Genomic DNA, 22,018 nt, shown 5'->3' with positions numbered 1-22,018 from the left:
AAAATCAGATCGCCATGCTGTCGACGACACCACCGTCGACTCGCAACGCCGCACCAGTGGTGGCCGACGACAGCGGTGAAGCAATGTACGCCACCAGGTTCGCCACTTCATCCACATTGGCTGCGCGCTGGATGATCGACGTCGGCCGGGCGTTTTGCACAAACACATCCGCTTCATCCCGGGCACTGCGTCCGGATTTGGCCGTGGCGTCCGTGAGCATCTGCTCCAGGCCATCGGTAAAGGTCGGTCCCGGCAGGATCGCGTTGACCGTCACACCGGTGCCCGCCAGGCGTTTGGCCAAACCATGGGACACCGCCAGGTTGGCACTTTTGGTCACGCCGTAGTTGATCATGTCGGCCGGGATCGCAATGCCGGACTCCGAAGACACGAAGATCACCCGGCCCCAGCCCTGCGTCACCATGCCCGGCACATAATGCCGCGCCAGGCGCACGCCGGAGATCACGTTGACCTCGTAGAAACGCGCCCACTCGCTGTCGGGCGCGTCGAAGAAGTCCACATCATTGAAGATGCCCAGGTTGTTGACCAGGATGTCGGCATGCGGCTCGGCGGCGAACAGTTTTTCTGCGCCCTCCAGGGTGCCGAGGTCGGCGACCACGCCACGCAGGTCCGCTCCCGGCACGTCCTGGCGAATGCTTGCCAGCGCCGCATCCACCTTGCCCGCCTCTCGCCCGATCACCACCACGGTGGCGCCGGACTGCGCCAGGGCGCGGCCGATGCCCAGGCCGATCCCGGCGGTGCTGCCGCTGACGATGGCGACTTTGCCACTCACATCAATATTCATCATCGAAATCCTCACGTTGAATCAACCAGTCTCAGGGTCGTCATGACCGTTGAAAAGATCCTAGACGGCAAAGATCGGACCGTCCAAGACATACTGCGACCAACTTGAGTCCTTCAAGGTCTAGCCAGCGACAAGCCCGCGCAAACGCAAGCCGAGCATGCCCAGGGCTAACAACGGTGATCGCAACAGCTTGCCACCGGGGAAGGTCATGTGCGGCACGCGACTGAACAGGTCCAGGCCCCGGCTCTGCCCGGCATGAATGCCTTCGGCCAGCAAGCGCGCGCACCAGTGGGTCACGTTGAGCCCATGCCCGGAATAGCCCTGGGCATAGAACTCGTTAGGGTACTGCTGCAACCGCCCGACCTGGGGAAAGCGATTGGCGGTAATGCCGATCTTACCGCCCCACTGGAACTCGATAGCGGTGCTGGCCAACTGCGGGAACACCTTGAGCATCTTCGGTTGCATGTACGCCGCGATGTCGGCGGGGTCGCGTCCCGAATAATGACACGCGCCCCCGAACAACAGGCGGCGGTCAGCTGAAAGGCGGTAGTAATCCAGGCCGATTTTCTGGTCGCACAGGGCCAGGTTTTGCGGGATCAGTTGCCTGGCCTGCGTTTCGCTCAACGGTTCGGTCGCGATGATGTAACTGCCCGCCGGCAACACCTTGCCGCTCAGGCGCGGTTCCAACTCCTCCAGGTGGGCATTGCACGCCAGCACCAGGTGGCCGGCGCGCACCGTGCCGCCCGCGCAACGCACCTGTACCCTGTCGCCGTGGATCAGCTCCAGCACCGGGCTGTGCTCGAAAATCCGCACCCCGAGGGCCTCGGCCACGCGGGCTTCGCCCAGCACCAGATTGAGCGGGTGCAGATGCCCGGAGCCCATGTCCACCAGGCCACCGGCATACACCGTGGAGTCCACCACCTGCGCCATGGCGTGGCGTGGCACCAAGCGCGTTTCGGGGGTGTACCCCAACTGTGCCAGGTGTTCCTGCTCACGCGTGAACGCAGCGAACTGCGCCGGGGTGTTGGCCAATTCGCAAAAGCCCCAGCGCAGGTCGCAGTCGATGCCGTGCTCGCGGATGCGCTCGCCGACCAGCGCCACCGAATCGATGCCGGCACGCTCCAGGTAAGCCACGCCCTCCTCGCCGATGTACTTGGCGAACCCCGAGACATCGTGGCCGATGCCGCGAATCAACTGCCCGCCATTGCGCCCGCTGGCGCCCCAACCGATGCGCCGGGCCTCCAGCAGGATCACCGAAAGCCCGCGCTGGGCCAGCTCGATGGCGGTATTGACGCCGGTGAAGCCACCGCCGATCACACAGACATCGGCGTCAAGATCCTCGTCCAATACCGCACGCTCAGGCATGGCATTGACCGTCGCCCGGTAATAGGAACGGGCGTGCTCACTGGACTGCATCATTTGTTGGTCTTCACTTTGCTCCAGGCGCGGGTCATCAGGCGCATGGTCGCCGGGGTTGGCGTGGTGGAAATATAGAGTTTGTCGAGCACCGCCTGGGGTGGGTAAACCTCAGGGTTGTTCACCAGTTCCGGGGCCATGAACGGCTTGGCCGCGGGGTTGGCGTTGGCATACCCCACCGAGGCACTGACCTTGGCGATCACCTCGGGGTCCAGCAGGTAGTTGATGAAGGCGTGGGCTTCTTTGACGTTGCCGGCGTCGGCGGGAATGGCCAGCAGGTCGAACCACAGGTTGGAGCCTTCCTTGGGGATCGAGTAGGCGATGTTCACCCCGTTCTTGGCTTCCTTGGCACGGTTGGCGGCCTGGAACACGTCGCCGGAATACCCGAACGCCACGCAGATGTCACCGTTGGCCAGGTCCGAGATGTACTTGGAGGAATGGAAGTAAGTGATATACGGCCGCAGTGTCAGCAGCTTGGCTTCCGCCTCCTGGTAATCCTTGGGGTTCTCGCTGCGGGGGTCCTTGCCCATGTAGTTGAGGATCGCCGGGAACAGCTCGTCCGCCGAGTCGAGGAAGGCCACGCCGCACTGGTTGAGCTTCTTGATGTTTTCCGGCTCGAACAGCACCGCCCACGAGTCGATATGGTCGATGCCCAGCACCTGCTTGACCTTGTCGACGTTATAGCCGATGCCGTTGGTGCCCCACAGGTAGGGCACCGAGTGCGCGTTGCCTGGATCATTTTTCTCGAGCAGCGCGAGCAACTTGGGGTCCAGGTTCTTGAAGTTGGGCAACTGCGCACGGTCGAGCTTGAGGAACGCCCCCGCTTTCACCTGCCGCGCCAGGAAGTGGTTGGACGGCACCACCACGTCATAGCCGGTGCGCCCGGCCAGCAGTTTGCCCTCCAGGGTTTCGTTGGAGTCGAATACGTCGTAGATCACTTTTATCCCGGTCTTGGCCTGGAAGTCGGCCAAGGTGGTGTCGCCGATGTAATCGGTCCAGTTGTAGACACTCACCGTTTGCGCCGCCTGGCTGGTGCTGCTGAAGGCGGCTACCAGGGCCAGCGGGAGAAGCTTTTTCACAAGACGCATATCGACACCCCTTTTTTGGTTTTTTAGACGCTCAACAACAGGAACTCACGCTCCCAGGAACTGATCACGCGCTTGAAATTCTCATGCTCGGCGCGCTTGACCGCGACGTAGCCTCGCACGAACTTGTCGCCCAGGTAGTGCTTGACCGTGTCGCAATCCTCCATCCGCGCCAGCGCGTCTTCGAGGGTGAACGGCAGGCGCAGGTTGCGGCGCTCGTAGGCACGCCCTTCAACCGGCGCACTCGGCTCGATCTGTTCGACCATGCCCAAGTAGCCGCACAGCAAGCTCGCGGCAATCGCCAGGTAAGGGTTGGCATCGGCGCCGGGCAGGCGGTTTTCCACGCGCATGGCGTCGGGGCTGGAGGTGGGCACGCGCAGGCCGACGGTACGGTTTTCTTCACCCCACTCGACGTTGACCGGCGCCGAGGTGTCCGGCAAAAAGCGCCGGAACGAGTTCACGTTGGGTGCAAACATCGGCAGCAGCTTGGGGATGTACTTCTGCAAACCGCCGATGTGGTGCAGGAACAAGGTGCTCATCTTGCCGTCGCCATCGACGAATACCGGTTTGCCGGTGGCGATGTCCACCACGCTCTGGTGCAGGTGCATGGCGCTGCCCGGCTCGTCGGCCACCGGCTTGGCCATGAAGGTGGCGGCGACGTTGTGCTTGAGCGCGGCTTCGCGCAGGGTGCGCTTGAACACGGTGATCTGGTCGGCCAGGTCAAGGGCGTCACCATGACGGAAGTTGATTTCCATCTGTGCCGGGCCGTCTTCGTGGATCAGCGTATCGAGGTCCAGGCCCTGGGCTTCGCACCAGTCGTAGACGTCTTCGAACAGCGGGTCGAACTCGTTGGCGGCGTCGATGGAAAACGACTGGCGGCCGGTTTCGGCGCGCCCGGAACGGCCCACCGGGGTTTTCAGCGGCAGGTCCGGGTCTTCGCAACGCTGGGTCAGGTAGAACTCCATTTCCGGCGCGACAATCGGCTGCCAGCCGCGCTCGGTGTAGAGCTGCAATACCTTCTTCAGGACGTTGCGCGGCGACAGCTCGATGGGGTTGCCCTGCTTGTCGAAGGTGTCGTGGATCACGATCGCGGTGGGCTCTATGGCCCAGGGCACCACATAGGTCGCGTTGGACACCGGGCGGCACACCATGTCGATGTCGGCCGGGTCGAGCAGGTCGTAGTAGATATCGTCGTCGACGAAGTCCCCGGTCACCGTTTGCAGCAACACACTTTCCGGCAGGCGCATGCCTCGCTCATGCAGGAACTTGTTGGTGGGCGCAATCTTGCCGCGTGCGATGCCAGTCAAATCACTGATCACGCATTCGACTTCGGTAATCTTGTGTTCTTTCAGCCAGGCGGACAGCTGATCGAAGGGGGCGTTCATAAGGACCTCGTCATGGGTGGGATACACACGCCGGCTTGTACTCTCGGCGCATTGAGGTCTATCTTGGGCCAGCCTTCAACGGGCATCTATCCACTTTGCACGAACCATAACGCACCAATAGAGTGCGCCAAGGTCATTCATGACACAGGCAACCGCTTTGCGCGTACAGGCCTTCACCACCGGTGATGTGGCCGCTCAATGCAATGCAACACCCGGCTGGGTGCAGCAGTACCAGCAGATGTCACCGGGGCACTTTGCCGGGCAGGTCCGCTACCTCGACCTGCAAGGTGTGCAGGTGTACGAAGAGTGCATGAACACTCGCGTGGAACAGCATTTCAATGCACCGCCGGGCTCGCTGGCGTTCTGTTTCGACGGCAGCGACAACGCGCTGTACATGCTCAATGGCGAAAGCCGCAACACATGGATCACCCCGGAAAACTACCGTGAGGTGGCCGTGGTATTCGGCCCGCAGTTCGTGCAGCGCCAAGGGTTGGACGTGGCGAAGCTGGGCGGTTTGTTCATGGCGCCGCTGACCTGCCGGCAAAACGCGCTGTTCACCCGCTGGCTCAGCGGCACCCTGACGCGCTTGTCCGCCGTCAGCGACCCGATCAGTCGCGACGCCCTCACCCAGCAACTGCTCGATGACTGCCTTTTCATTCTGGATAACGCCTGCGTGTGCCTGGACGACAGTTCATTGCAACGTCGCAGCGCCGAACGCCAGTTGATGGCGCGCATCGGCGCTTGGGCGGCGGATGCGCCGGATGAAACCGTGAACCTGCTGGAACTGGCGCAGATTGCGGGGGTGCCGCTGCGTCAGTTGCAGCAGGGCTTCAAGACCTACACCGGGATGAGCCCGGCGCAGTGGTTGCGCCTGCGCCGCTTGAATGGCGCACGGCGGGAGTTGTTGAACTCGCCCGGAACGACCGTGGCCGAGGTGGCGATGAACTGGTCGTTCTGGCATTTGGGGCGGTTTTCCAACAGCTACCGTGCCCTGTTCAAGGAGTTGCCCAGCGAAACCCTCAAGCGTCACGGTTGAAACTGTAGCAGCGAGCTTGCTCGCGAAAAACCTCAACGATACCCCGTGTTGCCTGAATCAACGCGGCGCCTGTGAGTGCTTCGCGAGCAAGCTCGCTCCTACCCTGGATGCGTCAAGGCTGTGACTTGAGAAACGCCGCCATCAACAGGTTGACCCGCTCCGCGGCCTCCAACTGCACCATATGCCCCTGCCCAGGCAGGATCTCTACCCGGGCCTGCAACCCCTCGGTGTGGTTGGCCGGGATGATTGCATCGTCACTGCCCCAGATCACCAGGCTCGGTTGCCGCCCCACCACCTTGCGCAAATCCAGCGTCTGCCGCCCACCGTCGAACAGCTTGGCATTGAGCTGCCGCAACGCCTGATCCACCCCTTCCAGGCGCTTGAACTTGAGCATGTCCTCGAGCATCTGCCGCGTCACCAACGCGGGGTCGCTGAACAGCTGGGTCAATTGCGGCTTGAGCGCGTTGCGGTGGTTGGCCTCGACAAAGCCTTGCAGGTAATCACCATTGATATCCGGTCCCAGGCCGGCGCTGGCGATCAGCGTCAGTGAAGCAACACGCTCGGGCGCCTGGTCGGCGAGCGTCAGCGCGACCAACCCACCCATGGAGTGGCCCGCCAGATGCACGCGGTCCAGCGCAAGGTGATCGAGCAACGCCAGCACCGCATGGCTCAACTCGTGTGCATCCGCACTTTGCAAGTGCTTGCCCGACTCGCCATGCCCTGGCAGGTCAAGCGCGATCACGCGGCGTTCGGCGGCCAATGCCGGCTGGTTGAACAGCCAGTTGTTCAGGTCACCGCCGAAGCCGTGGATCAGCACCAAAGGTGTGGCGCCCTCGCCCAGGTCGAGATAGCGCAGCAAACGCCCGCCCAGTTCAACCTTCTGCGCGCTGGGGCCAGACGCTTGGACTTCATCCGCGCTGGCGACAAACCCGGCGTTGAAGCTTTCGATCACTGCATCAATCTGCGCGTCGGTGGCCTCGCCCTCCACCACAATCCCCAGCAACGCGCCCACCGGCAACGTCTCGTCGCTCTGCGCCAGCACCCGGCGCAGTACACCATTGAACGGCGCCTCGACGCTGCTGGAGATTTTGTCGGTCTCCACGTCCAGCACCGCCTCGCCCTTCTCCACCCGGTCGCCGGGTTGCTTGAGCCAGATGTCGATACGGCCCTCGGTCATCGACAGCCCCCACTTGGGCATGGTCAAGGTATGGATCATGCGGCGGTCCTCTTGTCGGCGATCTTCAGCACGGCGGCTTCGATCTTCGCGGCGTTGGGGAGGTACAGGTCTTCCAGCGCATCGGAAAACGGCACCGGCGTGTGCGGCGCGGTGACCATCTGGATGGGAGCACGCAGGCATGAAAACGCCTCCTGCGCCACCAACGCGCTGATATCCGTGGCGATGGAGCAACGTGGGTTGGATTCGTCGATCACCACCAGGCGCCCGGTTTTCTCGACGCTTTCCAGGATGCTGTCTGCGTCCAGCGGGCTGGTGGTGCGCAGGTCGAGCACTTCGCAATCGATGCCTTGGCGCGCCAGGTTGGCGGCGGCTTCCAGGGCGATATGCACCATGCGCCCGTAAGTGACCAAGGTGACGTCCCGGCCTTCGCGCACAAAGTTGGCTTCGCCAAAAGGCACCGTGTACAACTCTTCCGGCACTTCGCCTTGCAGGCTGTAGAGCATCTTGTGCTCGAGGAAGATCACCGGATCGTTGTCGCGGATAGCCTGGATCAGCATGCCCTTGGCGTCATAGGGCGTGGCCGGGCACACCACCTTGAGCCCGGGAATGTGCGTCCACATCGAGGTGAGCATCTGCGAATGCTGGGCGGCGGCGCGCAGGCCGGCACCGTACATGGCACGCATCACCAACGGCGTGGTGGTCTTGCCGCCGAACATGTAGCGGAACTTGGCGGCCTGGTTGAGCAACTGGTCGAGGCAGCAGCCGATAAAGTCGACGAACATCAACTCGCACACCGGGCGCATGCCGCGAGTGGCGGCGCCCACCGCCATGCCCACGTAACCGACTTCGGACAACGGCGCGTCCAGCACGCGGTCGGGAAATTGCGGATACAGGCCCTTGGTAACTCCCAACACACCGCCCCAGGCGTCCTGCTCGCCGGGCGAGCCGGTGCCGCCGCAGACGTCCTGGCCAATGATGAAGACGCTCTGGTCGCGGCGCATTTCCTGGGCCAGGGCTTCGTTGATCGCCTGCTGATAGCTGATTTTGCGAGCCATAAAATTCTCTCCACGTAGTTGTTGTTATGAGTGGTACGCGACGTACACATCGCTGAGCAGGTCGGCGGCCTGAGGCTTGGGGTCGGACTTGGCCAGGCGCACGGCGTCGTCAATCAACTGCGCTACCTCGCGGTCGATGCGCTCCAGTTGCGCCACTTCCAACCAGCCTTCGGCGTCGCAACGCTGACGGAACAGCGTCAGGCAATCGTGGGATTCGCGCAGGTTTTTCACTTCATCGGGGCCGCGATAGGTTTGCGCATCGCCTTCGAAATGGCCGTAGAAGCGGCTCAATTTGACTTCCACCAGGGTCGGCCCCTGGCCGCTGCGGGCACGCTCCACCGCGACACCGAGCACTGCATGCACCGCGAAGAAATCATTGCCATCGACGATCACCCCCGGCATGCCAAACCCTACGGCACGCTCGGCGATGTCCTTGCAGGCTACCGACCAGCCGGAACCGGTGGCCTCGGCATAGCCGTTGTTTTCGGCGACGAACAGGCAGGGCAAACGCATGATCGCAGCCAGGTTCATCGCCTCGAATACCGCCCCCTCGTTGGAGCCACCGTCGCCAAAGAACGCCACGGCCACGCCCTGGCTACCCTTGAGTTTGGCGGCCAGCGCCGCACCGGCCGCCAACGGCGCACCGGCCCCGACGATGCCATTGGCACCGAGCATGCCCTTCTCCTGGTCGGCGATGTGCATGGAGCCGCCCTTGCCGCCACACACGCCGGTTTTCTTGCCGTAGATCTCGGCCATCATGCCGAACACATCCACGCCCTTGGCGATGCAATGCCCGTGGCCACGGTGGTTGGAAGCAATGCAATCTTCATCGTTGAGGTGGGCCATGACCCCGGCGGCGCAGGCTTCCTGCCCGGCGTACAGGTGCACAAAGCCTGGGATTTCGCCGGTGGCGAACTCCACGTGCAGGCGTTCTTCAAAATCACGGATGGTGCGCATCACGGTGTAGGCATGCAGCAATTGATCGGTGGACAGGTGAGTGGACATCTTGTTGTTCTCCAGGTTGTCTCGACACACAAAAGGCTGGCTTCGACCAGCTACAGGCCCTTCAGCACAGCCTGTGCCAAGGCCTTGGAAAACCTGGCAAATGCCTGATCCAGAGCGGCGCCGCCAGCCTGTGCCCGCGCCCCGGGCCAGCGCCGCATGAGACGCGGCAGTGCAATACGCAAGCAGCGTCTCGCGCCGGATGAGACGCTGCGTCTCACGCCGGGCATTTGGTCAGGCTGCCCTTGTCCCTCCCGGCGCATACGCGCTTAATGGCGGGCATAACAACAATGATCGAGAACCGGAGGCCTTATGCTCGCCGCGAACTCAAGGGGGCTGACCCCCAAGGAGCATGTCGACTGCGTCAGCCGCGTGGTGCGCAATGCCGATCGCCTGCCCCAGGCGCCGGTACCGTCGGTGATCTTCGATTCCTGGCGCCGCTCCATGGAGCAATACCACCTGGACCCGGGTTCGCTGCAAGGGCCACGCATCCTCACCGAACCCTTGCTCAAGGAATGCCGCGAACGTGCCGAGCTGTTCATGCGCATCGCCAGCGAAGCCGTCGGCCAGTTGCATCACCGCGTGCGTCACGCCGACTATTGCGTGATGCTCACCGACGCTCAGGGCCAGACCATCGACCATCGCGTGGACACCACGATTCGCAGCGACTGCCGCAAGGCCGGCCTGTACCTGGGCACCTGCTGGTCGGAAGCCGAAGAAGGCACCTGCGGCGTGGCCACGGTGCTGACCAGCCAATCGGCGGTAACGGTGCATAAACGCGACCACTTCCGCGCCGCGTTTATCGGCCTGACCTGCTCCGCCGCGCCGATTTTCGATCCCCAGGGCAACCTGCTGGGCGTGATGGACGCCTCAGCCTTGCAGTCGCCGGACGACCGCCGCAGCCAGCACCTGGTGCGCCAGCTGGTGGCGCAGAGTGCGCAGGCCATCGAGAATGCCTTCTTCATGCACAGCGCTCGCCAGCACTGGGTGCTGCAAGCCCACAGCACGCCGGGTTACGTCGACAGCCAGCCTGACCTGCTGCTGGCCTGGGACCAGGACGGTCGCCTGCAGGCGCTCAACAGCAAAGCCCGCCAAGCCCTGCGCCGACGCTTCGGCCAGGTGCCGGCGCATATCGGCGAAGTGTTCGACCTGGAGGCGTTGCGCGCAGTCACGGATCAACACGCCCAGCAACTGCATTGGCTGGGCGAACCGGGCGCGCTGCACGTACGCGTCAATGCCCCCAGGCGCCAACCGGTGCGCGCCGCAACGGTGGCGCAGGTGGATGCACGCGTCGAAGAGCATTTGCGCCTGGCCGTGCGGGTCAAGGACCGCAACCTGCCGGTGCTGGTACAAGGTGAAACCGGCGCCGGCAAGGAAGTCTTCGCCCGCCAGTTGCATGCACAAAGTGCTCGCCGCAATGGGCCGTTCGTGGCGGTGAATTGCGCAGCGATTCCGGAAAACCTGATCGAGAGCGAACTGTTCGGCTACGTGGCCGGGGCATTTACCGGCGCCTCCAGCAAGGGTATGCCGGGGCTGCTGGTACAAGCCGATGGCGGCACGCTGTTCCTCGACGAAATCGGCGATATGCCGCTGGCGCTGCAAACGCGCCTGCTGCGGGTGATGGCCGAAGGCGAAGTGGCGCCGTTGGGCGCGGCAAAGACGCGCCGCGTGGATATCCAGGTGATCTGTGCCAGCCACCGCGACTTGGCGGAATTGGTCAGCCAAGGGCGCTTTCGCGAAGACCTGTACTTTCGCCTCGGTTGTGCGCGCTTCTGCCTGCCGCCATTGCGCGAGCGTACCGACAAGCTGGCGTTGATCAACCGACTGCTGGAACAGCAAGCGCGCAACAGCGGCATCACGCTGGGTCTCAGCGAGGCGGCACTCCAAGCGTTGCTCGGTTATGCCTGGCCGGGCAACGTGCGGCAATTGCAGCATGTGCTGGCGTATGCCTGTGCGGTGTGCGAAGGCGATACCCTGCAATTGGCGAATTTGCCGGTTGAGGTGCGCGGGGAACAGGTTGAGGCACGGGTGCAACAGAGTGTCAGCCCGGAACGCCAGGTCGTGCTGGACGCGCTGATTCGACATCGCTGGAAGCCGTTGCCGACGGCGCAGGCGCTGGGGATTTCGCGGGCGACGCTGTATCGCCGGGTCAACCGGTTGGGCATCGACATGCCCGGCAAGCAATGATCTGACGCGAACAGCCCGCGCCCGCAAAAAAGTCTTCCGTGACTGATATTCGGGCTTGCCCGCTGCCGCATTGCCCCCTAGCTTATGCGCCCCCTCCCCGCGCTTTAAGGCCCTGCCCCATGGTTTTGCGTTTTCGTCCCGTCGCTCCTTCACATTTTGCCCTCGGCCTGCTGCTCAGCGGCGGCATCGGCAACAGCCTGGCGGCTGAAATAGAGCTGCCGGCGGTGAAGGTCCAGGGCCAGGAAGCATCCGGCTACCGCAGCGACACAGCCTCTGTCGGCGGCTTCACTGAAACGCCATTACTGGACACCCCGGCCTCGATCACAGTGATCAACGCCGCCATGCTCAAGGACCAGCAGGCCCGCCTGCTCAGCGAAGTGCTGCGCAACGACGCCGCAGTGGGTGACAGCTATGCGCCCATTGGCTATTACGAAAACTTTGTGGTGCGCGGCTTTTCGCTGAATGCGGCGAGCAGCTACAAGATCAACGGGCGCACCATCACCGGCGAGCAGAACGTCGCCCTGGAAAACAAGCAGCAGGTGGAAGTGCTCAAGGGGCTGGCCGGCTTGCAGAGTGGCATCTCCGAGCCCGGCGGTGTGATCAACTATGTGACCAAGCGCCCGGAGGATGTGCACTCGGTCAGCGTTTCCAGTGACGATCGTGGCAGTGGTTATGTCGCCACCGACGTCGGTGGCTGGTTCGGCAGCGAACAGCAATTTGGCCTGCGCGCCAACGTGGCCCATGAAGACCTGCACAGCTATGTGGAGCATGCCAATGGCCAGCGTGATTTCGTGTCCCTGGCGTTCGACTGGAATATCAGCCCCGATGCCGTGCTGCAACTGGATGCGGAATACCAGAACAAGCAGCAGCGTTCGGTGCCGGGCTATCAGTTGCTCGGCGGCAGCGAGGTGCCCCATGACGCGTCGCCGAAAAAACTGCTCGGCCATCAAACCGGCGGCCGCCAGGTCGGTATCGATTCGTTGAACCTCAACGGCAAGTTCGAGTACCGCTTCAGCGATCAGTGGACAGGCACCGTCAGCGCGGCACACAGCAAGGTGGTGATTGACGATTACAGCTCGTTTGCCTGGGGCGGCGACACGACGGGCCTGGGCAACTATTTTTCTGCGCAAGGCGATTACGGCATCTACGACTACCGCAGCCCCGACGACACCCGCCGTGATGACGAAGTGCAAGCCGCCATGACCGGGCTGTTCGACACGGCGGGCCTGGGCCATGAGCTGACCTTCGGCACCAGCGCGTTCCGCCGGGTGATCGACAAGCGCAAACCGGTCAACGAGTACATCGGCAGCGGCAATATCAACGAAGATGCGCCGAGTTTCCCAGCCACCGACGTCCCGTTGAACGACCGCCACCGTAACCTCGACAGCCGCCAGTACGGCCTGTTCGTCACCGACCGCATTCGTTTCAACGAGCAATGGCAGACGATTCTCGGCGGCCGTGAAGTGCGCCTGGATGAAAAAGCCTTCGACAGCGATGGCAACCCGGCGCGTCATACCCAGCAGTCGGTGTTTCTACCCCAGGCGTCGTTGATCTATAAACCGATTGAAAGCCTCTCGCTGTACACCAGCTACAGCAAGGGCCTGTCCCTGGGCGGGAGCGCGCCGTGGTTCGCAACCAATGCCGATGAAACCCTGGCCCCGACCACCTCGCGGCAAATCGAAGCCGGTGTGAAATACGACTGGCGCCGTATCAGCTTCGCCGCCGCCGTGTTCCAGACGCGCCAGGCCTATCAGTACGCCAAACCCGAAAATGGCCAGTTCACCTACGTGCAACAAGGCCGGCAACAGAACACCGGGCTGGAGTTGTCAGCCAACGGCTGGGCCACTGACCGCCTGCAAATCGCCACCAGCGTGGCGGCGATCCGTGCCCGGGTGAACGGCAGCGGCACGCCGGCTTACGAAGGTCATCAAGCGATCAACGTGCCCAAGCTGCGCGCCAGTGTGTACGCCGACTATGCCTTGCCGTGGGTCAACGGCCTGGCGGTACTCGGCGGAGTGCAATACAGCGCCAAGAAGTACGCCAATCGCAGCGGCAATGTGGAGGTGGGGGATTATGCGGTGGTCAATGTGGGCAGCCGCTACACCACCCGGCTCGACGGCTATGAAACGGTGTTTCGCCTGAGCGTCGACAACCTGTTCGACAAGCGCTACTGGCGCGACGCGGGCGAGTACCTGGGCGATGACTACCTGTTCCAGGGCGCGCCCTTGACGGCGCGCCTGAGTGCCTCGGTCAATTTCTGATTACTTGGGCATCTTGCGAAAGCCCACTGCCAGGCGGTTCCAGCTGTTGATCGTGCTGATCGCCACGCTCAGGTCGACCTGCTCCTGTGGGCTGAACTCAGCCGCCAGTGCGCTGTAGTCGGCGTCGGCGGCGTGGGTCTGGCTGATCAGGGTCAGGCTTTCGGCCCAGGCCAGGGCGGCACGCTCACGGGGGGTGAAGAAGGGTGTTTCGCGCCAGGCCGACACGGTGTACAGGCGGCGCTCGGTTTCACCGCCCTTGCGCGCATCGGCGGTGTGCATGTCGAGGCAGAAGGCGCAGCCGTTGATTTGCGACACGCGCAGGCGCACCAACTCCAGCAACGGCAGTTCAATGGACAGTTTGCCAACGGCGGCTTCCAGGGCAAGCATGGCTTTCATGGCATCTGGGGACGCGGTGTAGAAATCGGTACGGGCCTGCATGGTGATACTCCGGGAACGGTGGGAACGCTGAGCAGATTAGTCAGCGCGGCGTCCCGGAGAAATAGCCAATTCGGGCGAAGAACAGGTGACCAATCTACAGGCCACGGTTGCGCAGCCACTGCAGGAACCCGGTCTTTACCGGCGCGACCGGTGTGGCTTGAGTCAAGGTCTGGGCCGCGTGCAGGCGGAAGTCGAGCAAGGCTTTCATGGCCTCGCTGATGTCATGTCGCGCATCCAGGCAAGGCTTGAGGTATTCCTTCTCGACGCGGTACAGGGTGCAGTAGGTCTTGGCCAGGAAGTCTGCCGGCACGCCTTGATCGGACAGAATCCCCGCTTCGCCAATCACCTCACCTGGCCCCATGCGCCCGGCCTCGAATTTGCGCCCATCCTTGGTCAGCATGACCGAGACCACACCGGAGGCGACGATGAACAAGTGGTCGCTGACCTCTCCCGCCGGCAAGATCATCTCGCCGCTACGAAACGATTGCAGGACCATGTTCTGGCTGAAGGTGTCCTTTTCTTCCTGACGCAGGGTGGAGAAAATCGGCGAGCGCTCCAACAGTGCCCGCGCCCCGGACACCAAGCTTGGCGCGCTGCTTTCGGTGGCGGACAACAGGCTGACGCCCGCGGCCTGCAGATGACGGAATGCCAGGTCATACAGTTGGTTGCGCACATCGCGCTTGAGGCCCATGGCCGGCACGAAACCACTGATCTCATATTCGACGCCGCCACTGCCCGAGGACTTGAATGCCACGCTTGGGGCCGGCGTGGCCAGCAACGGCCGGCACCCCAGCATCGCCCGTTCCAATGCCTCGATCACAGTTTGCGGGCGCGCGTGGGGGCTCACTTGCAGGCTGACCGCCAACCCGAACATGTCCGCCGGGCGTGAGAAGTTGATGATCTTGGCTTTGGCCGCCAGGGAGTTGGGAATCACCGCCAGGCTGCCCTGGGAGGTTTGCAGGCGGGTGGCGCGCCAGTCGATATCCGTGACGCGGCCTTCGGTGCCGTCGATGGAAATCCAGTCATCGAGTTGATACGGCTTGGTGGTGTTGAGCACGATCCCGGAAAACACATCGCTCAAGGTACTCTGCAGCGCCAGGCCGACGATGATCGCCACCGCGCCGGAGGTGGCGAGCACCCCCTTGACCGGCAGGTCGAGCACATAGGCCATGGCCGCGATGATCGCGATCAGGAAAATCACCGCGCCCATCAGGTCCTGCAACAGCCGCCCGGTGTGACCGACCCGCTGCATCATCACGGTGCCGAGCAACACCGTGAGGGTGCGCGCCGCGAACAGCCACCAGCCGATCTGCAGGGCCGTGGCGGCCAGGTGCAAGGTGGTGTCGTCGGCATAGGGCGCCAGTTGCATGGGGTTCATGCCGTCGTTGAACAGCACGGCACTGAAAACCGCGAAAATCACCAACCGCGCCGCCAGCTTCCAACTGGCCAGGTTGACGGAAATCAGCCGCCACACGGCAATGTCGATAAAGATCAGCGCCAACGCGCAGAGCATGGGGTGTTCAGCGATAAATGTGGGCATCCAGGCGACTCCAGGGCGAATGCGCAGAAGATCGCATGAAATAGACAGATCAGGTATAGCGCCAAGCAAAATGTGGGAGCGGGCTTGTTGTGGTGAAGGGGCTTGCTCGCCACAACAAGCTCCCCAGCCACAACAAGCCCGCTCCCACAGGGGGGTTGCGACAACCCTTGGCTTCACATCCGCCCAAACTTGCCCGACTGGAAGTCAACAAACGCCTGGTGTATTTCCTGCTCGGTGTTCATCACGAACGGGCCGTGACCGACGATGGGCTCGTCGATCGGCTCGCCGCTGAGCAGCAGCACCTTGGCGTCGTCGTTGGCCTCCAGGGTGAGCTGCCTGCCATCGCGCTCGAACAAGGCCAACTGGCCTTGGCGTGCGACTTCCTCACCGTTGACCAGCACCGTGCCGCGCAGGATCACCAACGCGGTGTTGCGCCCGGCATGCAGGTCCAGCGTCAGCGCTTTACAGGCGTTGAGGCGCAGGTCCCACACGTCAATCGGCGTAAAGGTGCGCGCCGGGCCCTGGGTGCCGGCGAACTCACCGGCAATCAGGCGCAGTTGCCCGGCGCCGTCAGCCAACGGCAGCAGCGGAATGTCGCCATCGACGATGGTCTGGTAGCCCGCGTCGGCCATTTTGTCCTTGGCCGGCAAGTTGACCCACAGTTGCACCATCTCCAGTGCCCCGCCGCTGCGGGCAAAGGCTTCGGAGTGGAACTCCTCGTGGAGGATGCCTTTGGCCGCCGTCATCCACTGCACATCACCAGGGCCGATTTTACCGCCGGCCCCCGTGGAATCGCGGTGCTCGACTTCGCCGTCGTAGACGATGGTCACGGTTTCAAACCCACGATGAGGGTGCTGTCCGACGCCACGACGTTGCTCGGTGGGCGTGAAATCGGCAGGGCCTGCGTGGTCCAGCAACAGGAATGGGCTGATGTGCTTGCCCATGGTGTCGTAGGAAAACAGCGTACGCACCGGGAAGCCGTCGCCGACCCAGTGGGCGCGGGGGCTGGTGTAGATACCGATCAGTTTTTTCATGGTGTACCTCCAAAGTGCATACACCTTAAATCCGATACCAATTGAGCGCTAGATAGCAGCCACAGCTCTTACTGTCCCACAGGTGAGACAATCAACCGCTTATGGCTAGGCAGCCGCCAGCGCCGGCCGGCGCTCACGCAACAGGTGAAACGCGACGAATGCCGCCACCGCAAAACTGGCCTCGAGCATGATCATGGGCACGGCGCTGCCATCGCGCAGTTGGCTCAATAACAAGCCGCTGCAGGTTGCGCCGAACATCTGGGAAAAGCCCATCAAGCCGGCGGCCAGGCCGGCGCGGTGGGCATTGGGCATCACCCCACCGGTGACCGAGCCTGGCAACACCAGCCCACCGCCGAGGGTGACCAACGCAATCGGCAGGTCCAAGCCGACGACCGAGAGGCCGAACACTGCGTAAATCAACACGGCCGACAGACCGCCCACAGCCACTATCGTCACGCCCATCGCCACAATCCGTTGCGCGCCCAGGCGCAGGATATTGCGCCGGGTGTAGGTGGAACCGAGGATCAGCATCGACACGATCAGGCCGAAGTTGATGCCGTATTCAAGGCTGCTGAAACCCAACAGGTTGATAAACACCGCCGAGGAGCCGGCAATCACCGCAAACATGGCGCCATAGGTACAGCCCAGCGCGACGGCGTAGGCACGGTATTGGCGGCTTTTGAGCAAATCCAGGTATTGCCCGCCCAGCGTGCGCCAATGACCGGCCTTGGGATCGAGGGAATGGTTGCTCTCGCGGAAAAACAGCAGCGCCAGCAGCAACACCGCGCTACCGATGAGCAACGAGAGGACGATAGGCGCGCGCCAACCGAAGAGTTTGATCAGCAGGCCGCCGATCATCGGTGCGACCACAATGGCGTAGAGCATGCCGATCATGGTCAACGCCAGGGCCGGGCCCGCCTCAGCTTTCCAGACATCGCGCACCACCGTGCGCGCCAACACCAGCGCGGCGCAGGCGCCCAGCCCCTGCGCGACCCGGGCGGCAATCAATTGGTGGATGTCGCTGACCAACAGCATCGACAACGTGGCCAGCGCATACAGGACCAAGCCGCCGATCAGCACGGGACGGCGACCTATGCGGTCCGACAGCGGGCCAAACAGCAGTTGCCCAAGGCCAAACGCCGCGACAAATGCCGACATCGCCATCAATGCCGAACCGGGCGGCGCCGCCAGCGCCTGCTCGATAGAGCCCAGGCCCGGGATGATCAATTGGGTCGAGACTTCACCCAATGCCGTCAGGGCAACCAATAAAAACAACAAACTGCGTGAGGGTGTCGGGGCGTTTGCCATGGGGATGATCCGGGGCTGGATTAATTTATATTTCGACCATAATATGAGCAAAAAATTATGTCCATAATTTTCTGCTCGATCCCCCTGGAGCCCATCATGAACCCTCTAGCCCTGCGTCTTCTCACCCCCCTGGCCTTGCTGAGCGTCCTCGCCGGTTGCAACAGCAAGGCCGATACCGCCGCCGAAGTGCCCCTGCCCCGCCCGGTATTGGCGGCCAAGGTCGAGGCCGCCGGCACCCAGCAAAGCGCCTACACCGGCGTGGTAGCGGCCCGTACCGAAAGCGACCTGGGCTTCCGGGTGGGCGGCAAGGTCATTGAACGCAAGGTCGACCCCGGCCAGCATGTCTCGCGTGGCGATACGCTGCTGGTACTGGATATCGGTGATTTCGAACTGGCCCTGCGCTCGGCGAAAAACCGCGTCAACGCCGCCCAGGCGCAGCTGCGCCAACGCCGTGACGACGAGAACCGCTACCAGCGCCTGGCCAGTACCGGCGCCGTGTCGCGGCAGATTTTCGACCAGTCGGCGACCAACCTGCGCGTCGCCGAAGCCGAGTTGGCCGCGGCGCAATCGGATGCCAGCCAGATTGAAAACCGGCGCACCTACTCGGTACTCAAGGCTGACGGTGACGGCATCATCACCGACGTGCGCGTGGATCGCGGCCAGGTGGTCGCCGAAGGGCAAATCGTCGCGCGGCTGGCCCACGATGGCGCCCGTGAAGCCATCGTCAACCTGCCGGAAACCCAGCGCGACCAAGCCTCGCAAAAGGCCTTGGCGTTCCCCTTCGGCGCCCCGGAACAAGCCCTCACGGCCACCCTGCGGGAGTTGTCCGCCAGTGCCGACCCGGTCACCCGCACCTACCGCGCCCGCTTCGTGCTGCATGGCGGCGTCGAGCGTTTCGCGCTCGGTTCCACCATCACCGTGCGCCTGCAAGGCAGCGGCCAGGCCCAGCAAACCCGCGTGCCCATCGGCGCGCTGCTGGACGCCGGACATGGCAGCGGCGTGTGGGTGATCGGTGATAACGACAAGGTCCGCTTCGCCCCGGTGCAAGTCGCCAGCCTCGGCCAGGAAGACGCCCTGCTCGACAGCGGCGTGAGCCCCGGGCAGATCATCGTCGCGCTCGGTGCGCACCTGCTACACGAGGGTGACGCGGTGCGCCTGCTGCCGGCCCAAGCCCTGGCCCTCAACCGTAAACAGGACCATTGAGCATGCGTGGCATCAACCTCTCCGAACTGGCCGTGAAACACCGTGCGGTCACGCTGTTCCTGATCATTGCGATCCTCGCCGCCGGGGTGTTCTCGTTCGGCAAACTGGGGCGCGCCGAAGACCCGTCGTTTACCGTCAAGGTCATGACCATCAGCGCCGCCTGGCCCGGCGCAACCGCCCGGGAAATGCAGGAACAGGTGGCCGACCGCCTGGAAAAGCGCCTGCAGGAACTGGACTACTACGACCGCGTCGAGACCATCGCCCAACCGGGTTTCGTGTCGATGCGCATGACCTTCAAGGAGTCCACGCCCCCCGGCGAGCTCCAGGACCTGTTCTACCAGGCCCGCAAAAAGCTCAGCGATGAAGCCGCCAAACTGCCCAGCGGCGTGGTCGGGCCGTTCTTCAACGACGAATATTCCGATGTGTACTTCGCCTTGTACGCCCTGGAAGCCGAGCACCTGCCCCACCGCCAGCAGGTGCAGATGGCCGAAACGCTACGCCAGCAGTTGCTGGACCTGCCGGGGGTGAAGAAGGTCAATATCCTCGGTGAGCAGGCGCAACGGGTGTTTGTCGAGTTTTCCTATGAACGCCTGGCAACCCTGGGCATCAAGCCGGACCAGATCTTCGCCGCCCTCGCCGCACAAAACGCAGTGGCGCCGTCCGGCTTTGTGGAAACCGCTGGGGCGCGCGCCTATATCCGCATCGACGGTGCCTTTGACAGCCTGTCGCTGATTGAAAACGTACCGCTGGAAGCCAACGGACGTGTGCTGCGCATCGCCGATGTGGCCAGCGTCAGCCGCGGGTATGAAGACCCGCCCAGCTACCGCATCCGCCACCAGGGCGACCCGGCGCTGATGCTCGGCGTGATCATGGAGAAACACTGGAACGGCCTGGAGCTGGACAAAAGTCTCAAGGCCGAGGAAGCCAGGATCCAGGCCGACCTGCCGCTGGGCGTGAACTTCGCCAAGGTCTCCGACCAAGCGAAAAACATCAGCCTGGCGGTCAATGAGTTCATGCTGAAATTCTTCGTCGCGCTGGCCGTGGTCATGGTGATCAGCCTGTTGGCCCTGGGATTTCGCGTGGGGTTGGTAGTGGCGGCTGCGGTGCCGCTGACCTTGTCGGTGGTGTTCGTGATCATGCTGCTCACCGGCCGTGAGTTCGACCGTATCACCCTGGGTGCGCTGATCATTTCCCTGGGCTTGCTGGTGGATGACGCGATCATCGCCATTGAAATGATGGTGGTGAAACTGGAGGAAGGTTTCGATCGGATTCACGCCGCCACCTTCGCCTGGAGTTCCACCGCCGCGCCGATGCTCACCGGCACCCTGGTGACGATTATCGGCTTTCTGCCGGTGGGGTTTGCCCGCTCGGCCGCGGGAGAATACGCCGGCAATATTTTCTGGATCGTCGGTTTTGCGCTGATCTCCTCCTGGCTGGTGGCAGTGGTATTCACACCGTACCTGGGCGTGAAGCTGCTGCCGCAGATCAAACCGGTGCCCGGTGGCCATGACGCGATCTACGCCGGGCGCTACTACCGCAAACTGCGTAGCTTGGTCGAAGCCTGCGTACGTGGGCGCTGGCTGGTAACCGGCCTTGTGGTCGCAGCCTTTGTACTGTGCGGGCTGGGCATGGCCGTGGTGAAGAAACAGTTCTTCCCCAACTCCGACCGTTCCGAATTGATTCTTGAGGTGTACATGCCGCCCGGCAGCGCGTTCAAAGCCACCGAGGCGGTGGCGGCGCAGTTGGAAAAAGCCCTGTTGCAAGAGCCGCAAACCCGCCTGGTGGACACCTACGTGGGCGGCGGCGCGCCACGGTTTTTCCTGTCGCTGAACCCGGAATTGCCCGACCCGGCTTTCGCCAAGCTGATCGTGCAGACCCCGGATTCGCATGCTCGCGATGCGTTGAAATTGCGCATGCGTGAGCGCATCGCCGCCGGTGAATTTCCAGCGGCCCGCGTGCGCGTAACGCAGTTGCTGTTCGGCCCGCCGGTGCCATTCCCGGTGGTGTTTCGCGTGTCCGGGCCGGATGTGGATGTGCTGCGCGGCGTGTCCGAAGAGGTGCGTCGTGTGGTGGCCGCCAACAAGCTGACCAAGGAAGCCTTCCTCGACTGGGGCGAGCGCACCAGCACTTATCGCCTGGTCCTGGATCAAGATCGCCTGCGCCTGCTGGGTTTCACCCCCAATGAGGTCAAGTCCCAGCTTAACGCGTTGCTCAGCGGCAACCCGATCACCGAAGTGCGCGAAGGCAACCGCACCGTTGCCGTGGTCGCCCGCGCCCAGGGCAGCCAGCGCGAGAACCTCGGCAACCTCAACAACATGACCCTGACCAACAGCGCCGGCACTTCGGTACCGCTGGCCCAGGTCGGGCAGTTCCAGGCCGTGATGGAAGAGCCGATCCTCAAGCGCCGCAACCGTGCGACCACCGTGGAAGTACGCGCCGATATCATCGACAGCGTGCAACCGCCCGACGTGGAAATGGCCGTGTACAAGGACCTGCAACCACTGATCGCCAAGCTGCCTGCCGGCTACCGGATCGACATCGGCGGCCCGGTGGAGGAAAGCGCCAAAGCCAACGTCGCGCTGGCGGCGCTGTTCCCGATCATGATCCTGCTGACCCTCACGGTGATCATGTTCCAGGTGCGCTCGTTCGGCGTGATGTTCATGGTGTTCGCCACCGCGCCTTTGGGGTTGATCGGCGCGGTGCCGACGTTGCTGTTGTTCAACCAGCCGTTCGGGTTCAACGCAATCCTGGGCTTGATCGGCATCGGCGGGATTCTGATGCGCAACACGCTGATCTTCACCGACCAGATTCGCCAGAACCAGGAACAGGGCATGGCGATTCGCGAGGCGATCGTCGAAGCCACCGTGCGACGAGCCAGGCCGGTGATCCTCACCGCGCTGGCGGCGGCGCTGGCCTTCATCCCGCTGACGTTCTCGGTGTTCTGGTCGTCCCTGGCGTATGTGCTGATTGGCGGGGTGTCGGTGGGCACCGTGTTGACGCTGTTGTTCCTGCCGGCACTGTGCAGCCTGGTGCTGGGGCGCAAGCAGACAGAAGCCGTCGAAACATCCCACACAAGCGCCGGATAAGCT

General features: G+C 63.2%; 16 protein-coding genes. 5 read left to right on the top strand and 11 right to left on the bottom strand.

Annotation, left to right across the window (positions count from 1 at the left end; all coding sequences use genetic code 11):
• Positions 1-4: 4 nt before the first annotated feature.
• From ACQRBV_RS19370 to ACQRBV_RS19355, 4 genes are all read right to left on the bottom strand, one after another.
• Positions 5-802, bottom strand: a complete 798-nt coding sequence (locus tag ACQRBV_RS19370) for an SDR family NAD(P)-dependent oxidoreductase (protein WP_060752467.1) — start codon at positions 800-802, stop codon at positions 5-7.
• Between the two features lie 120 nt (positions 803-922).
• Positions 923-2,221: an NAD(P)/FAD-dependent oxidoreductase gene (locus tag ACQRBV_RS19365; protein WP_411984343.1), complete on the bottom strand. Its 1,299-nt coding sequence runs from the start codon at positions 2,219-2,221 to the stop codon at positions 923-925.
• Positions 2,218-3,306 (bottom strand): polyamine ABC transporter substrate-binding protein, encoded by a 1,089-nt coding sequence (locus tag ACQRBV_RS19360; protein WP_090370399.1) that lies wholly within the window; start codon positions 3,304-3,306, stop codon positions 2,218-2,220. Before ACQRBV_RS19360 ends, ACQRBV_RS19365 begins: the two co-directional genes overlap by 4 nt.
• Positions 3,307-3,329: 23 nt before the next feature.
• Positions 3,330-4,688, bottom strand: coding sequence for a glutamine synthetase family protein (locus ACQRBV_RS19355; protein WP_161550304.1), 1,359 nt, complete (start codon positions 4,686-4,688; stop codon positions 3,330-3,332).
• A 139-nt stretch (positions 4,689-4,827) separates the two neighbouring features.
• Between ACQRBV_RS19355 and ACQRBV_RS19350 the strand changes: the two genes are divergently transcribed.
• A complete protein-coding gene (locus ACQRBV_RS19350) occupies positions 4,828-5,724 on the top strand; it encodes a helix-turn-helix domain-containing protein (RefSeq protein WP_411984344.1) in 897 nt (298 codons plus the stop codon).
• 112 nt (positions 5,725-5,836) lie between these two features.
• Here ACQRBV_RS19350 and ACQRBV_RS19345 read toward each other — a convergent pair whose 3' ends face one another.
• From ACQRBV_RS19345 to ACQRBV_RS19335, 3 genes are read right to left on the bottom strand one after another with little or no spacing between them, the layout of a single operon-like run.
• The gene (locus tag ACQRBV_RS19345) at positions 5,837-6,940 is read right to left on the bottom strand and encodes an acetoin dehydrogenase dihydrolipoyllysine-residue acetyltransferase subunit (protein ID WP_411984345.1); all 1,104 of its coding nucleotides are present in this window, start codon (positions 6,938-6,940) and stop codon (positions 5,837-5,839) included.
• Entirely contained in the window at positions 6,937-7,956 is a 1,020-nt protein-coding gene (locus ACQRBV_RS19340) for an alpha-ketoacid dehydrogenase subunit beta (protein WP_411984346.1), read from the bottom strand. Before ACQRBV_RS19340 ends, ACQRBV_RS19345 begins: the two co-directional genes overlap by 4 nt.
• A gap of 24 nt (positions 7,957-7,980) precedes the next feature.
• Positions 7,981-8,961, bottom strand: coding sequence for a thiamine pyrophosphate-dependent dehydrogenase E1 component subunit alpha (locus tag ACQRBV_RS19335; RefSeq protein WP_411984347.1), 981 nt, complete (start codon positions 8,959-8,961; stop codon positions 7,981-7,983).
• Between the two features lie 309 nt (positions 8,962-9,270).
• Between ACQRBV_RS19335 and ACQRBV_RS19330 the strand changes: the two genes are divergently transcribed.
• Both ACQRBV_RS19330 and ACQRBV_RS19325 read left to right on the top strand, forming a co-directional pair.
• A complete protein-coding gene (locus tag ACQRBV_RS19330; protein ID WP_411984348.1) occupies positions 9,271-11,145 on the top strand; it encodes a sigma-54-dependent Fis family transcriptional regulator in 1,875 nt (624 codons plus the stop codon).
• A 119-nt stretch (positions 11,146-11,264) separates the two neighbouring features.
• Entirely contained in the window at positions 11,265-13,406 is a 2,142-nt protein-coding gene (locus ACQRBV_RS19325; RefSeq protein WP_411984349.1) for a TonB-dependent siderophore receptor, read from the top strand.
• Here ACQRBV_RS19325 and ACQRBV_RS19320 read toward each other — a convergent pair whose 3' ends face one another.
• From ACQRBV_RS19320 to ACQRBV_RS19305, 4 genes are all read right to left on the bottom strand, one after another.
• Positions 13,407-13,844: a carboxymuconolactone decarboxylase family protein gene (locus ACQRBV_RS19320; protein ID WP_090370387.1), complete on the bottom strand. Its 438-nt coding sequence runs from the start codon at positions 13,842-13,844 to the stop codon at positions 13,407-13,409.
• Between the two features lie 94 nt (positions 13,845-13,938).
• A complete protein-coding gene (locus ACQRBV_RS19315) occupies positions 13,939-15,384 on the bottom strand; it encodes a cyclic nucleotide-binding domain-containing protein (RefSeq protein WP_060752456.1) in 1,446 nt (481 codons plus the stop codon).
• A gap of 173 nt (positions 15,385-15,557) precedes the next feature.
• The gene (locus ACQRBV_RS19310) at positions 15,558-16,418 is read right to left on the bottom strand and encodes a pirin family protein (RefSeq protein WP_411984350.1); all 861 of its coding nucleotides are present in this window, start codon (positions 16,416-16,418) and stop codon (positions 15,558-15,560) included.
• 105 nt (positions 16,419-16,523) lie between these two features.
• Positions 16,524-17,726, bottom strand: coding sequence for a multidrug effflux MFS transporter (locus ACQRBV_RS19305; protein WP_411984351.1), 1,203 nt, complete (start codon positions 17,724-17,726; stop codon positions 16,524-16,526).
• A gap of 96 nt (positions 17,727-17,822) precedes the next feature.
• Between ACQRBV_RS19305 and ACQRBV_RS19300 the strand changes: the two genes are divergently transcribed.
• Positions 17,823-18,929, top strand: a complete 1,107-nt coding sequence (locus tag ACQRBV_RS19300) for an efflux RND transporter periplasmic adaptor subunit (RefSeq protein ID WP_060752453.1) — start codon at positions 17,823-17,825, stop codon at positions 18,927-18,929.
• A 2-nt stretch (positions 18,930-18,931) separates the two neighbouring features.
• A complete protein-coding gene (locus ACQRBV_RS19295) occupies positions 18,932-22,015 on the top strand; it encodes an efflux RND transporter permease subunit (RefSeq protein ID WP_411984352.1) in 3,084 nt (1,027 codons plus the stop codon).
• Positions 22,016-22,018: the final 3 nt, after the last annotated feature.

Source organism: Pseudomonas sp. R11F (genome assembly GCF_050312575.1).
GTDB lineage: Bacteria > Pseudomonadota > Gammaproteobacteria > Pseudomonadales > Pseudomonadaceae > Aquipseudomonas > Aquipseudomonas palleroniana.
This window is presented reverse-complemented; position numbering and strand designations above follow the sequence as displayed.